Here is a 13,869-nt window from a genome sequence, read left to right as displayed (position 1 = left end):
ATGAGAGTGAACACCTTACTAAATTCACAGACAAGGATATTACACTATAGCTTAATGGGCTCACATTTTTACAAAGTGATGACCCCGAAAGTAATGGCTGCGATCGTCATGATGATGGTTGTCCCAAACGCCCATTTAAACAGGAATTTTTGATGATCCCCAAAATCCACGCCTACAAGGCCAATCAATATGAATGTTGCAGGCACCAATGGCGATAAGGGGAACCCTGCGGTCGAATGACCTAATAATGCCGCCCTTCCGATTTCTACAGGGGCAATGCCGAAGTTCGATGCCGTTTCACTTATGATTGGCAGAATGCCAAAATAATAGGCATCAGGTGAGAAAATGAACCCCATCGGTATGCTCGTCAGCGCTACCACCAGTGGCAAATGTGCCCCGAGCCACTCCGGAATGACAGTTACGATTGAAGCAGCCATCGAGTCCATCATCTTTGTTTCCGTGAATACACCCGTAAAAATCCCAGCTGCGAAAATGAGTGTACAAATCATCACGAAACTATTGGCATGACTTAAAATCCTTTCCTGCTGTTCTTTTGGGTTCGGAAAGTTAACGAATAGTGCAATCGCAAAAGCGGAGGCAAATAAGATTTGGATCGGCAGCACTTCCATCACCAGCAATACCATCAGTAAAATCGTCAAGAACCAATTAAACCAAAAAAGCCTGGATGTTCCTTGAGGTGCGGTTTCAACAGCTGCAGCCTGTTCGCCCATACCAGGTTGGATGTTCGTCTCCAAGGAGCCGACTCCCAATCTCTCCCTTTCCTTTTTGCCAAGTACATATGCCGAAAAAAGCGTCCATAAAAGACCGCAAACCATGACCGGAATAAGAGGAATGAATAACTCCGAAACTTCAACCTGAAGGCTCGCGGCCGCCCTGACCAAAGGACCGCCCCATGGAATCATGTTCATGACGCCAGCGGCCAAACCAACGACACAGGCCAATACGAGCCTGTTCATCCCTAATTTGATATAAAGCGGCAGCATGGCCGAAACAGTGATCATGAATGTAGAAGAACCGTCTCCGTCCAAACCTACCAATATGGTTATAATGGCGGTTGCCATGACAACCTTTAGCGGATCTCCTTTTACAAAACTCAGTATTTTAGCGATCATGGGCTCGAATAAACCAACGTCAATCATTAAACCAAAATACAGAATAGCAAAAACGATCATGACTGCTGTCGGTGTCACCTTTAAAATACCCGCAACCATCATATCTCCCATTTCCGAGGCAAACCCACCAATCAGACCAAAAGCTATTGCCGTGAAGATAAAAGCGACAACCACTGATAACCGCTTCGTGATGACCAAGACCAGAAACGTTAAAATCATACAAAACCCTAAAATCGTCAACATGTTTAAAACTCCTTTAATTGGAAAAATGAATACCTTTTGTTTATTTAATTTTTCTGAAAAATCAGTATTTTCACATTATACCATTTGCCCATTCATTAAAAAACCTGTTAAACAAATTCGTTTAATAAATTAATTAATTTCTGTATACTATTATTTAGGAACCCGAAGTTTTTTTGGAGGAAAGAAGTGTTGTATGTAAAATGAACGCTCATAAAATAGCTAAACGGAACCTTTTCATCATGTGGTTCGCCAATTTCTTCATAGGCGGGAGCATGACGATGGTTCTCCCATTCATATCCTTATACATTGGTACATTCGGAGATTATTCGACTCAATATATCCAGCATTGGTCCGGATGGACTTTTGGAATCACTTTCGTGACAGCCTTTTTATTTTCCCCCATTTGGGGACGGATTGGTGACCGGTATGGCAGAAAGAAAATCTTGATTGCCTGCGCGTTTGGGATGGGCCTGTCCATCTTCCTGATGGGATTCGTCGAAAATGTTTGGCAGCTATTCGTCCTAAGGATGTTCACAGGAATATTCACTGGCTTCATTTCCATGTCCCAGGCCTTCATATCAACGCAAACACCAAAAGAAATTGCCGGACGTGTACTGGGAACCTTACAAACGGGAAATATAACCGGTTCCCTTTTCGGACCATTGCTTGGCGGCGTCCTTGCAGACACACTCGGCTATTCAACCGCCTTTAAATTCACCTCCATCACCATTTTCATCTCTGGTCTTCTTGTTTTTGCAACCAAGGAGTACCGAATGGAGCGGCAGAAGGGAACGAAGTCGAGCTATACAAGCAGGGAGGTTCTCTCACATATCTTAAGGAATCCCATCCTGGTGAATGTCATGCTCATCTCCACGCTTGTCCAAGTTGCCCACTTCAGCATCCAGCCCATTCTTTCATTATACGTTGGTGAGCTACATGGAACTTCCAATCTTGGTTTTTATTCAGGAATCGCCTTTTCTGCAGCAGGCCTGGGGAATTTATTGATGGCGCGTCACTGGGGCAAGATAGGTGATCGGCATGGACATGTGAAGATACTTGTGCTGCTTCTTTTTCTGACAGCTCTTGTCTACTTGCCCGGTGCCTTCATCAATCATTTTTGGCAGCTTGTCTTTGTACGTTTCATACTAGGCATGGCAATAGGCGGCATCATCCCTGTAAGGATTGCCTACATTCGCCAAGAAGCGCCTGTCGCAATGCAGGGGGAAGTGCTTGGGTACAATACGAGCCTGCGCTTTTTAGGCAATATCATCGGACCCGCAATGGGCGGAATGGTTGCTGGTTTCTACGGATTCTCTGCCGTCTTCATCACGACCAGCACGTTACTCCTCATAGCCGGACTTGTCCTCTATTTCGCGATGCACCGCAATCCGGAGTTGGCCAGATCACATTAATCACATTTTTGGCAAGGAAGCCTGCTTCCATCTTTAAGCAGGCTTTTCCTGTTTAATGCTCATACAGCTGTAGTGCTCGATACTTCTGGAGCTTTTTTATATGGGGAATGATCGAAGAGAAATCAAGGAAAAGAGATTTGAAGGGGTCACGTTCATGCCTATCCGTATAGTCCACCAACCCTTATGACACACCCACAAACTGATAAGTATTTTTCCAGCACTTCATAACACATCGAACTTTATGTTAAGATTAATTCAGGCAAATTTTATGAAAGTAAAAGACGCAAAGCCACGGGCCTAAACCAACAACTTAGTTGTCACGGCAGCCGGGTTGCCAAGATTTTTCTTGAATGGATCACTTTATAATTAATTTTCTTGCCCCTTTTTAATTTGCCTAAAATTAAAACAAGGAGGGTTATATATGTTCTTTCCAACCATTTATTCAGCTACTACGGATGAGAGACACATAGTTAAAGATAAAAATACTTGTGCATGCGGCACAAGATATAATGCATTCGCAATGTTATCCAGAAGCGACCTTCGAAAGATCAGGTTCAAGCATTATAAAGAAGTAACATGTCCTTTATGTAAATCCAGTATCATTGATGAGGAATAGCCTCTTAACACAAGGACGGTTCATACTCCCAAACTTTGATAGAGCTGGCTTTTCATCCTCACCACTTCCATATATGGTAAAACGGGAAAATATCATTCCGGTAAAAAAACTCTCTTACTTCCTGCCCACATATTGACACAGTTAGAGCACGATCTTTTTTTCATTATATGAATGGTAAAGGTACGGTCACCCTATAGGGCTCGATAAGATATAAATCAAGTAAGCGTAGAATGTCATGAATCGGTTCCAATCGGTGGCGTAAAGCTAGCAGGAAAGGGATATCCATGTTTTTGATTTTTAATTATGAAATAGATCTCTACCGTTTTACTCCACTCCCCCTTAGCGGGAATTTCACAAAATCCTATAGGGGCCCCTTACGTCAAAAATGGCCAAGCCATTAACGGAAATCCCATTCGACTGACTTTATTACAAGCTTTACCTGTATGCATTCGCCTACCTCGATATAATTGACTTCCCTCACATGATAGCTCAATCACCTTTTATACCAATTATTCTCTCTTAAAGCATTTTCCTTCGTAAGATAAGAAATGAATAGCCCTCGATTTGTCGTTTATATTATCCATATAGATAGAATAAAGGACTCATGCTATAATTTAGTGCGTTAAAAAAGAAATGAACACACATATATAAAAGAAGGAGTGTTTCTTTGAATACATCTGCTTACAAAAAGGAATGGTTCGGCAACGTTAGAGGAGATGTTCTTTCGGGTATTGTCGTTGCCTTGGCATTGATTCCAGAGGCGATTGCCTTTTCGATCATTGCTGGCGTTGACCCAATGGTTGGTCTATATGCCTCATTCTGCATTGCCATCGTCATCTCCTTTGTCGGAGGAAGGCCGGGAATGATATCGGCTGCCACTGGCGCAATGGCACTCGTCATGGTCGACCTTGTTAAAGATCATGGCTTGAACTATTTACTTGCTGCAACCATATTGACTGGTTTGCTGCAAATTTTACTAGGGGTTTTAAAAATCGGGAAATTAATGAAGTTCATTCCGAAGCCAGTCATGACTGGTTTTGTGAATTCTTTAGCCATCTTGATTTTCACGGCACAGCTCACCCATTTCGTGGACGAAACATGGATCATGTATGTCATGACAGCCGTTTCATTAGCTATCATTTATCTTTTTCCGCTGATCACGAAAGTCATACCTTCACCACTTGTCGCCATCATATTCATGACGATCGTTGCAGTTACCACGGGGGCTACGGTGCGGACGGTTGGGGATATGGGGCAATTGACCGAAGCGCTTCCGATGTTCATGCTTCCAGACATCCCTTTGACCTTCGAAACTTTGGCGATCATTTTCCCTTATTCCATTGCCCTTGCGTTTGTTGGACTGCTTGAATCGTTATTGACGGCTCAAATTGTCGATGAGATGACTGACACGGACAGTAATAAGAATAAGGAAGCCAAAGGCCAGGGGATTGCGAATATCATCGCCGGATGTTTTGGCGGCATGGCAGGATGTGCGATGATCGGCCAATCCGGTATCAACATTAAATCTGGTGGAAGGGGCCGGCTCTCGACATTTGTAGCGGGCGCATTCCTTATGGTATTAATCGTGGTATTGAATGATGTCCTTATCAAAATACCGATGGCTGCACTTGTCGCAGTCATGATCATGGTTTCAATCGGGACATTTGACTGGTCTTCCCTAAAGAGGCTCACTAGAGCTCCTAAGTCGGATGCAGCCGTGATGATCGTGACGGTCCTCATTGTCCTTTATACACATGACTTATCAAAAGGCGTATTTGCCGGAGTGCTTTTGAGCATGATTTTCTTCTCGGCTAAAATTTCTAAAGTGGCAGTAGAGAAATCGGCAGACATCCAGGCTAAGAAAATCACTTATCGTATCAGCGGACAAATATTTTTCGCTTCTGTCCAAGACTTTGTTTCAAAGTTCGACTTCAAGGAAAAAGCCGATGCAATCGTCATTGACTTCTCCCATTCCAAGATCTGGGATGCTTCAGCAGTCGGTGCTGTCGATACGGTTATTCTTAAATATCAGCTCTTGGGAATACCTGTCCAAGTCCAAGGACTCGATGAAGAAAGTTCGACATTGCTTGAAAAACTCGCCACCTCAGAAAGTAAAATATCTTAAAGAAGTAAAATTCTGCTGAATAGAAACTTTTCAAACCGACAAAATAGATAACATGAATCATTTCCTTTTGAAAGGAGCGAAAAGCATGACACCCGAGCAGGATTATACGGCAGCAAATCTGTCACCGGATTTATTGAATGAACTGAAAAGCTTTGAAAGCAAACTTGGCGAGGAAGCCAATAAAGAATTGATTGTCATCGCCTATGAAAAAGAAAAGGAATCTTTAAATTAAGAAAAAAGACTCAAACACCCTTAATGGGATGGTTGAGTCTTTTTTCGAATGTACAGAAAAAGGCTGCCCAAGTTTTTAATGAGCAACCCTTTTCCTGTATTATTTGCTGAATACGTCGGTTAAGACCGGCACGATTTGTTTTTTACGCGATACAACGCCTTCCAAGACGGCGATGTTATTGTTTAATGAAACGTCATATGCCTTTTCAACCGCATATGCCGCTTTACCAAGGGCCAAGGCAACGGAATCATTAGTCAGGATATCCGTTACGACGAATAGGAACAAGTCCAATTCCTTCACTTCGATGACCGCTTCAATCGCTGCTTCCAATTCTGCTTGCTTAGCAAGGACTTCGTTCGGATCAACGGCATTGACCTGTGCTATTTCCACTTTAGCCATTCCCATGGAGAATTCCTTGGCATCAAGAGTGATGAGCTGGGCAATCGTTTTGTCGCTTAAGTCAGCTCCCGCTTTCAACATTTCCAAGCCATATTTTTCAGCGTCGACTCCTGCAATGGCAGCGAGTTCCATTGCTGCTGCAACGTCCTGCTCCGTGCAAGTCGGCGATTTGAACAATAAAGAATCGGAAATGATGGCAGACAGCATAAGACCTGCGATTGCTTTAGGGACTTCAATGCCGTTTTCTTTATAAATTTTATTTAAGATGGTTGCCGTACAGCCAACTGGTTCTGCACGGTAATATAATGGATCGCTTGTTTCAAAGTTAGCGATACGGTGATGGTCGATAACTTCCAACACACGGACTTGGTCAATATCTTCAGCACTTTGCTGGCGTTCGTTATGATCGACCAGGATTACGCCATCAGCTTCCCCTGCAACTTTTTCCACAAGACGGGGAGCATCGAATTTGAATTGGTCCAATGCATATTGAGTTTCACCATTCACTTCACCCAGACGAACTGGTTCAGCGTTGATACCTAGCTGTTTTTTAAGATCTGCATAAGCGATTGCTGAACAGATTGTGTCTGTATCCGGGTTTTTATGTCCAAAAACTAATACTTTTTCCAAGATTTTATCCCCTTTTTCATAAATATTTTTCCGCGAATCCCCTCAGTGCAATAACGGAGAGCCACCTTTACTAGACACTTTATTTTAACACAAAATCCCGTAAAATCAGCGCTTGATTTATCCATTCCCCCATAAAATCTTTCATTCCCCCACCCTCTTCCATCACTTTGTCAATAGATAAGGGTTGGTTTTTTTCAAATATATTAGTTGAATTATCATCGTATATGGCTTACGATAATATAAGCAGAAATACTAGATATTGATTACATAAACAATTCCAATAACTATATATAGAATTTTTATAATCCAAGGTGCCAGTGATGGCTGAAAAGGGAATCCGGTGTAAACCCGGAACTGTCCCCGCAACTGTAAATGTGACGAAATGAGAAAACCACTGTATAGATCTCTATACGGGAAGGACTCAAAGTAGGATGATCATGAGTCAGGAGACCTGCCTTGAATTTTTCACGTTTCTTATTCTTCGGGGATTGAGATGATGAAACGATAGTATAACGGCTATTTTTTCATGCCTCTTTTATTCTATCGTTTGATCCGCTCAATTCTTTGGGCGGTTTTTTTATTTTAGCGGAAGTTAACAAGGAGGATTATTAATGACTCAAACATATAACTCTACCATAAGTGAAAATGACACAGAAGCGAAATCCATCCAGCTTGAGATGTTATCGAAGGAATTCGAAGGCCGTCTCGATATGGAAAAGTTCAAAAAGCGTTTTACAAAATGGCTTGATCGCAAAAGTGACTCAACCGAAGAACAGGCTTCAAAAAAACTGATTCAGCTCGCTCTTGAAGGCGTGGATATCGATGCCCCGGATTGGACTTTCGTTGCTGCAGCAGAACTGTTGAATACAATGTATAGGGATGCACAAGCCAATCGAGGTTATGAAGGCAAGAGTTATGGCCCATTCTATGAGCTGATCACAGAACTCTCCCAGCTATCGGAAGGTCAGCGTTATCCCATTTATAAACCAGAACTGCTATCTTCATATACAAAAGCGGAAATTGAGGAATTGGGATCGGTGATCGACCCGGAAAAAGATAAATTATTCTCTTACATAGGCATCTACTTATTGAATGACCGTTATCTGGCCCGCCCAAAAAAGGACAAGGTCTTCGAACTGCCGCAAGAACGTTTCATGATCATCGCGATGGAAATCATGCGAATGGAAAAAACGGAGCACCGCCTGCAACTGATAAAAGAAGCATACTGGGCCATGTCCAACCTTTATATGACCGTTGCGACTCCTACACTCTCCAATGCAGGTAAAACACATGGACAGTTAAGCTCCTGCTTTATCGACGCAATTGAAGATTCCATCGACGGAATTTACCTATCAAACTACGATGCGGCAAAAGTATCTAAATTCGGCGGCGGTGTTGGTCTTTACGTCGGTAAGGTTCGCTCGCTTGGTTCAGATATCCGCGGTTTCTCTGGAAACAGTTCCGGCACAACGCCCTGGATTCGACTATTCAACCAGACAGCTGTAAGTGTCGATCAATTGGGGCAACGTAAAGGCGCCATCGCGATTTACTTGGATGCCTGGCATAAAGATATCATGAGCTTCCTCGATTTGAAGACTCAAAACGGGGATGACCGATTAAAAGCACATGATATTTTTACAGGTGTATGCATACCGGATTTATTCATGGAGGCTGTACGCGACAGAAAAGAATGGTATCTTTTCGATCCGCATACCGTTAAGCAAACCCTTGGATTTTCACTTGAAGATCTTTATGACGAAAAGAAAGGCGAAGGAAGCTTCAGGAATCATTATGCACTTGCTGTCGAGGCCGCAGAAAATGGCACGCTTCCAAACTATAGCTTTGAAAAAATCAATGCGATGGACATCATGAAAAGCATCATGATTTCTCAATTAGAAGAAGGCGTACCGTATATGTTCTACCGCGATGAAGTGAATCGGAAGAATCCGAATAAACATAAAGGTATGATTTATTGTTCTAACCTTTGCACGGAGATTGCCCAAAACCTAAGCCCTTCGACGATCACGGATGAATATGAAACAGAAGATGGAGACGTTGTTGTGGTTCGTAAAAGCGGCGATTTCGTTGTCTGCAACCTTTCATCCATTAACTTGCCCCGAGCGGTGGGCAGCGATGTTCTGGAAAGATTGATTCCCATTCAGATCCGTATGCTGGACAATGTCATTGATGTGAATAATCTTCCTGTCAAACAAGCATCCATCTCGAACAAACGGTACCGGGCAATTGGTTTAGGAACGTTTGGATGGCATCATTTACTTGCCACACAGAATATTTATTGGGAATCCGATGAGGCTGTTCGCTATGCAGATGCTTTATACGAAAAGATCGCTTACTTAACTATCAAGGCATCCAACGAACTGGCCAAGGAAAAAGGATCTTACCCATACTTTGAAGGTTCTGATTGGCATACAGGGGACTATTTCGAACTGCGTGACTATACAGATCAAAAATGGCTGGATTTAAAAGCAGACGTGCAGGAGCACGGAACCCGTAATGGCTATTTAATGGCGATTGCCCCCAATTCATCGACAGCCAAAATCGGTAATTCCACGGATGGAATCGATCCTTTGTATGAAATTGAATTTTACGAAGAAAAGAAAAACTTCAAATTCAAGGTGACCGCACCAGGCTTGACGCCAAATACGTATGAATATTATAAAAAGACGCGATTCAATTTGGATCAACTGGAAAGCATCAGGCAGAATGCAGCCCGCCAACGCCATATTGACCAAGCAATCAGCTTTAATCTGTATGTACACAATACAATCAAAGCGAAGGTCCTTTTGGATATCCATTTAACGGCATGGGAAAGCGGGTTGAAATCAACGTATTATGTTCGTTCGACGTCTTCCGAATATGACAATGCCTGCGAAAGCTGTTCAAGTTAACGTCAATCATGACCCAGTAATCTATTCTTAAAGGAGTTTTCACGAATGACCAATCATATAAAAAAAATTCGGATGCTCGAACCGACGCATCCAACAAAGGCAACCGGTGTTTTCAAAGGAGAAGCTTCAGGCTTCCTCCTTTGGAACGATATACAGTATGAAAAATTCTATGATACCTATACACAGCTCATCAATAACTTTTGGAAGCCTTCGAGCGTGAACATGATTCAGGATAAAAAGCAGTGGGGCGAATTGGATGAAGATATCCAGGACGCTTTTCTCGATATCCTTACGATGATTGCTGGAATGGACAGTCTTCAAACGCCCACTTTAGTAGAGATCCTTCGGTACATCAAAGATCCGGCGGCAAAAGCTATCCTGGCCAACATGGCCCAGCAGGAATCGATCCATAATGAGTCTTATTCCTATATCCTTGCTTCCTTGATTCCGGTAGGCAAGCAAAAACAGCTTTTCGACCGCATCAAAGAACATCCTGAAGTGATTAAGCGTAACCAACCGATCGTTGATGCTTATCAAACGTTCGTGGACGATCCCAGCCCTCAGCATTTATTCGAGGCACTGATCCATTCAACGAACCTTGAAGGGATTTATTTCTATCTGGCTTTCGCCTTTTATTATAATCTAGGGCGCCAAAATCTAATGACCGGTTCAGCTACGATGATATCCTATATTCATCGCGATGAAATGGTCCATTTCGATTTCATTGGCATGCTCGTTCAAATCTTGATGTATGAATATCCTGAGTTAAATAATGAAGAAAACACGAAGTTCATCTATACAACGATTGAAAAAGCAGTCGAACTCGAAAAGGAATGGTCTGAATATATGCTCGAAGATATCCAAACGAAGGCCGATCTCGATTTGGAAGAATTCAATGAGTACATCGAATATATCGCCAACAAACGGTTACGTATGCTAGGCCTTGAAAATTTGTATAAAGAGTATGGCGAGAACCCGATGCCATGGATCAAAACGTTCGATGATGAATCCATCGGCCTTACCAAAACCGATTTCTTCGAACAGAAGTCAAGGACATACAGTCAAGTAAATGCCAGCAATGGGTTCGATGAGCTGTAAAATCGCCATTGTCTATCATTCTGCCGGCGGCAATACAAAAGCGCTTGCTGAAGCCCTCGCTGCCCTTTTACCTGAGGCTTTCCTATATCGAATGAATGAATTCGATTTACGTACATTGCCGGATTACGATGCCTTGATCGTCGGCACCTATACATGGGGCAATGGGGAGCTTCCCGCTAAATCAGCTGCCTTTTATAAAGAACTGGAACAGTTGCCTATTGCTCGCCTGAAAACGGGAGTCTTCGGCACTGGCGAAACCAACTATAATCATTTTTGTGGGGCGGTCGATCATTTCCGGGACATGTTATTTGCGAAGAGCCAGTTATTGGTGACATTGAAGATAGAACAGATGTATCAAGAATCAGACCTGCACAGACTTCAAAAGTTCGCTTCGCTATTCCAGAACTGACTGAAAGGGGATATGCGTTTTCGCATATCCTCTTTCAGTGTTTTTTTTCAAACTTGGCACCCTCAAGCATAGCAACGGTAAGCATGAAGTATAATGGAGAAAAAAGGAGATGATATCCAATGACTGAGAATATAACCCAGTTCCTTCCTATCCTTTTCATGCTAGTGCTTGTCGCATTCGTTATATTCATCGTGTTTTTCCTGTCAGGGCATTTTAATCGTACTAAACGGATCGAAGAAAAATTGGACAAAGCATTAAAGGAAATCGCCGAAAAAAAAGAAAAATAAAAAGACTCCAAAATCGGAGTCTTTTTTTTATATGCGTTCAATTATTTTTGAACGTTAGCAGCTTGTGGTCCACGAGCGCCTTGCTCGATTTCGAAAGAAACTTCTTGGCCTTCTTCAAGCGTTTTGAAGCCTTCACCTTGGATAGCTGAGAAATGTACGAATACATCGTCTTGGCCTTCAACTTCGATGAAACCGAAACCTTTTTCTGCGTTAAACCATTTTACTTTACCTTGTACCATGATAGTTCCTCCTGTGTTTGGAAAAATCCATTTTATTACTATTTTTGGTTCTGGATAATGTTTCAAGAGGAATCCTATTACAGTAAATCCTTCTATCAAACTTTTCCGAACAAAAATAATTACTCATATTATATCATGGAAAATCCTAAAAAAACAAGATTATCGCCGTAAATCAACCGACAAATTATCCTAAAATTCTACATATTCCTCTTCTTGCTTTGTCGGAAGCCTTCGTCCAATAAGTAGCGCTCCGCCTCAACCGGACTTTCGAAACATTCCTCAAGATTCGACCCTGAATAAACATTCCAAAGCAGGTCTTCCTTTTGAAGTGTAAGCTCTTGCTTTTCAGGGCCAATCCATGCCCCTTCCAACCTAGCGAACTCGTTTTCCTCTTCTTCGATTTCAGCCGGAGGTTCAGATAGGTAATCCACGCTTCTTTGGATCAATTCTTTTAATTCGGCTTCATTATAGTCACGTATATTGATAAAACCTTTACGGTCAGTGTCTTTTTTTCTCATATGCCCTGCGTAAACGAACCCATTTCCATTGGGATGCAAGTGCTGAACGACGATCTTTTTATCCTGGACGCTATCTGGATAATGGAAGTTCACACGTCCCAATGAAACGTCTTTTCGCTGTAATTCCGGAAAAGTTTCAATGATGCTCAATTTTTCTTCAAATGTTAACAAATTTCTTCCTCATTTCATTAGTTCATATTGTTTGTCGATTATAACACAGACTGATTAGAAACAATAATCCCCCTCTTCCATTATAATGTAATGAAAAGGAGTGATAGGATTTGATCATTAGAATTCGGGACCTGGAATCAGACTATGGCCAGCAGCTATTTAAACTGCAGAAAGAATCCTATAAGGTGGAAGCGGAAATGATCGGTTTTGCCGATATACCTCCTCTATTGGAAACATATGACCAATTCATACATTGCCATGAAACGTTTTTATGCTATTTAAAGGGTGATGCCTTAGCTGGTGCCATATCTTATACAAAAGAGAATGGCCAATTGCTGATTTGCCGAATGGTCGTCCATCCTGATTATTTTCGGCAGGGTATTGCGGACGCATTGTTACATGCTCTCCAATTACACGTCGACTGGGAAAAGATATCCGTTTCGACCGGTAAAATGAACCTTCCCGCACGAAATCTTTACGAAAAAAACGGATTCACCCATAAAGAGGACGTAGAAGCCGCACCTCGCTTATTCATAAGCATATACGAAAAACAGCATTCATTTTATGTATGTCACGATAAAAAGCATAATGAATGAAATGACAATGATTACGGCAACCCATAGCCAGGCCAATGTCATATTCCCGGAGTCCATGGCGATATAAATCGCGGTCGGTATGGTTTGTGTCTGTCCGGGAATGTTTCCGGCAAACATGAGTGTGGCCCCGAATTCCCCCAACGCACGCGCTGAACTTAGGATGGCACCTGTGACGATCGATTTGACCGCCAATGGGAGGGTTACAAACAGGAATAACCTCCACTCCCCGGCCCCGTCAACCCTTGCTGCATTTTCAATTTCTTCATCTATACCTTCAAAGCCCGTTTTAGCGGATTGGTACATTAGCGGAAAAGCTACCACGGTAGATGCAATGACCGCAGCCCACCACGTGAACATCAAGGGCTGGTCAAAAACCCTTTCAATGAATTGTCCCGGCAGTCCATTCTTGCCAAAAATCACGATCAATAAAAAACCAACGACGGACGGCGGCAAAACAAGCGGCAATAAAAACGCTGTTTCCAACAGGACTCTTCCCCTGAATTGCTTTTTAGCCATCATTCGCGCAAGGAAAATTCCTAAAATGAAAACAAGGATACCCGCCAGTCCCGCTACTTGTATCGATAGCCTGACTGGTGACCAAAAATCCCCTGTCATGATACTTCTCTCACATCACTATTAAATATCGGCATATGCAGGTCCTTATTCGGTTTCATTACCCAAACCGTTTCTTTTTCATTAAAGGCAGATTTCATTTCATTTTCTCCCTTTCCTTTTAAAATAACATTTAAGTTTATTTTTCTTGACATCTTGCTGACACAAAGAAACGTTAAAGTAAGAGTATCACAAATATAAAAATAATTTCATTCCAATAAACTTGAAAACTTTGAAGGA

General features: G+C 42.3%; 13 protein-coding genes and 2 riboswitches. Of the genes, 8 read left to right on the top strand and 5 right to left on the bottom strand.

The window, feature by feature from the left end:
- Positions 1 to 68: 68 nt before the first annotated feature.
- Positions 69 to 1,376, bottom strand: a complete 1,308-nt coding sequence (locus tag AC3WLU_RS08285) for a CitMHS family transporter (protein WP_057275735.1) — start codon at positions 1,374 to 1,376, stop codon at positions 69 to 71.
- Between the two features lie 200 nt (positions 1,377 to 1,576).
- On the opposite strand from AC3WLU_RS08285, the gene AC3WLU_RS08280 reads away from it, so the two are divergent.
- From AC3WLU_RS08280 to AC3WLU_RS08270, 3 genes are all read left to right on the top strand, one after another.
- A complete protein-coding gene (locus tag AC3WLU_RS08280; protein WP_053534017.1) occupies positions 1,577 to 2,788 on the top strand; it encodes an MFS transporter in 1,212 nt (403 codons plus the stop codon).
- Positions 2,789 to 3,036: 248 nt separating this feature from the next.
- A riboswitch (cyclic di-GMP riboswitch) is annotated at positions 3,037 to 3,127 on the top strand.
- 944 nt (positions 3,128 to 4,071) lie between these two features.
- Positions 4,072 to 5,529, top strand: a complete 1,458-nt coding sequence (locus AC3WLU_RS08275) for a SulP family inorganic anion transporter (RefSeq protein ID WP_492597097.1) — start codon at positions 4,072 to 4,074, stop codon at positions 5,527 to 5,529.
- A gap of 85 nt (positions 5,530 to 5,614) precedes the next feature.
- On the top strand, positions 5,615 to 5,761 hold the full coding sequence (locus AC3WLU_RS08270; protein ID WP_153246080.1) for a hypothetical protein: 147 nt from the start codon (positions 5,615 to 5,617) through the stop codon (positions 5,759 to 5,761).
- Positions 5,762 to 5,860: 99 nt separating this feature from the next.
- Here AC3WLU_RS08270 and AC3WLU_RS08265 read toward each other — a convergent pair whose 3' ends face one another.
- On the bottom strand, positions 5,861 to 6,790 hold the full coding sequence (locus tag AC3WLU_RS08265) for a manganese-dependent inorganic pyrophosphatase (RefSeq protein WP_063577166.1): 930 nt from the start codon (positions 6,788 to 6,790) through the stop codon (positions 5,861 to 5,863).
- Between the two features lie 292 nt (positions 6,791 to 7,082).
- Positions 7,083 to 7,263: riboswitch (cobalamin riboswitch) on the top strand.
- Positions 7,264 to 7,401: 138 nt separating this feature from the next.
- On the opposite strand from AC3WLU_RS08265, the gene AC3WLU_RS08260 reads away from it, so the two are divergent.
- From AC3WLU_RS08260 to AC3WLU_RS08245, 4 genes are all read left to right on the top strand, one after another.
- On the top strand, positions 7,402 to 9,699 hold the full coding sequence (locus AC3WLU_RS08260) for a ribonucleoside-diphosphate reductase subunit alpha (RefSeq protein WP_082609198.1): 2,298 nt from the start codon (positions 7,402 to 7,404) through the stop codon (positions 9,697 to 9,699).
- 45 nt (positions 9,700 to 9,744) lie between these two features.
- Entirely contained in the window at positions 9,745 to 10,797 is a 1,053-nt protein-coding gene (locus tag AC3WLU_RS08255) for a ribonucleotide-diphosphate reductase subunit beta (protein WP_034314867.1), read from the top strand.
- The gene (locus AC3WLU_RS08250; protein ID WP_048678039.1) at positions 10,787 to 11,206 is read left to right on the top strand and encodes a flavodoxin domain-containing protein; all 420 of its coding nucleotides are present in this window, start codon (positions 10,787 to 10,789) and stop codon (positions 11,204 to 11,206) included. Before AC3WLU_RS08255 ends, AC3WLU_RS08250 begins: the two co-directional genes overlap by 11 nt.
- A gap of 119 nt (positions 11,207 to 11,325) precedes the next feature.
- Entirely contained in the window at positions 11,326 to 11,493 is a 168-nt protein-coding gene (locus tag AC3WLU_RS08245; RefSeq protein ID WP_162604450.1) for a hypothetical protein, read from the top strand.
- A gap of 41 nt (positions 11,494 to 11,534) precedes the next feature.
- On the opposite strand, the gene AC3WLU_RS08240 is transcribed toward AC3WLU_RS08245, so the two are convergent.
- Both AC3WLU_RS08240 and AC3WLU_RS08235 read right to left on the bottom strand, forming a co-directional pair.
- Positions 11,535 to 11,732, bottom strand: coding sequence for a cold-shock protein (locus tag AC3WLU_RS08240; RefSeq protein WP_028393295.1), 198 nt, complete (start codon positions 11,730 to 11,732; stop codon positions 11,535 to 11,537).
- Between the two features lie 197 nt (positions 11,733 to 11,929).
- Positions 11,930 to 12,421: a hypothetical protein gene (locus AC3WLU_RS08235; protein WP_413002203.1), complete on the bottom strand. Its 492-nt coding sequence runs from the start codon at positions 12,419 to 12,421 to the stop codon at positions 11,930 to 11,932.
- A gap of 110 nt (positions 12,422 to 12,531) precedes the next feature.
- On the opposite strand from AC3WLU_RS08235, the gene AC3WLU_RS08230 reads away from it, so the two are divergent.
- Positions 12,532 to 13,017: a GNAT family N-acetyltransferase gene (locus AC3WLU_RS08230; protein ID WP_400450547.1), complete on the top strand. Its 486-nt coding sequence runs from the start codon at positions 12,532 to 12,534 to the stop codon at positions 13,015 to 13,017.
- On the opposite strand, the gene modB is transcribed toward AC3WLU_RS08230, so the two are convergent.
- Positions 12,979 to 13,632, bottom strand: a complete 654-nt coding sequence (gene modB, locus AC3WLU_RS08225) for a molybdate ABC transporter permease subunit (RefSeq protein WP_048678036.1) — start codon at positions 13,630 to 13,632, stop codon at positions 12,979 to 12,981. The two genes, AC3WLU_RS08230 and modB, sit on opposite strands and share 39 nt — an antisense overlap.
- Positions 13,633 to 13,869: the final 237 nt, after the last annotated feature.

The organism is Peribacillus sp. FW305-BF15 (genome assembly GCF_058783805.1).
Note: the sequence above shows the minus strand (reverse complement) of the source record. Positions and strands in the feature narration are given on the sequence as shown.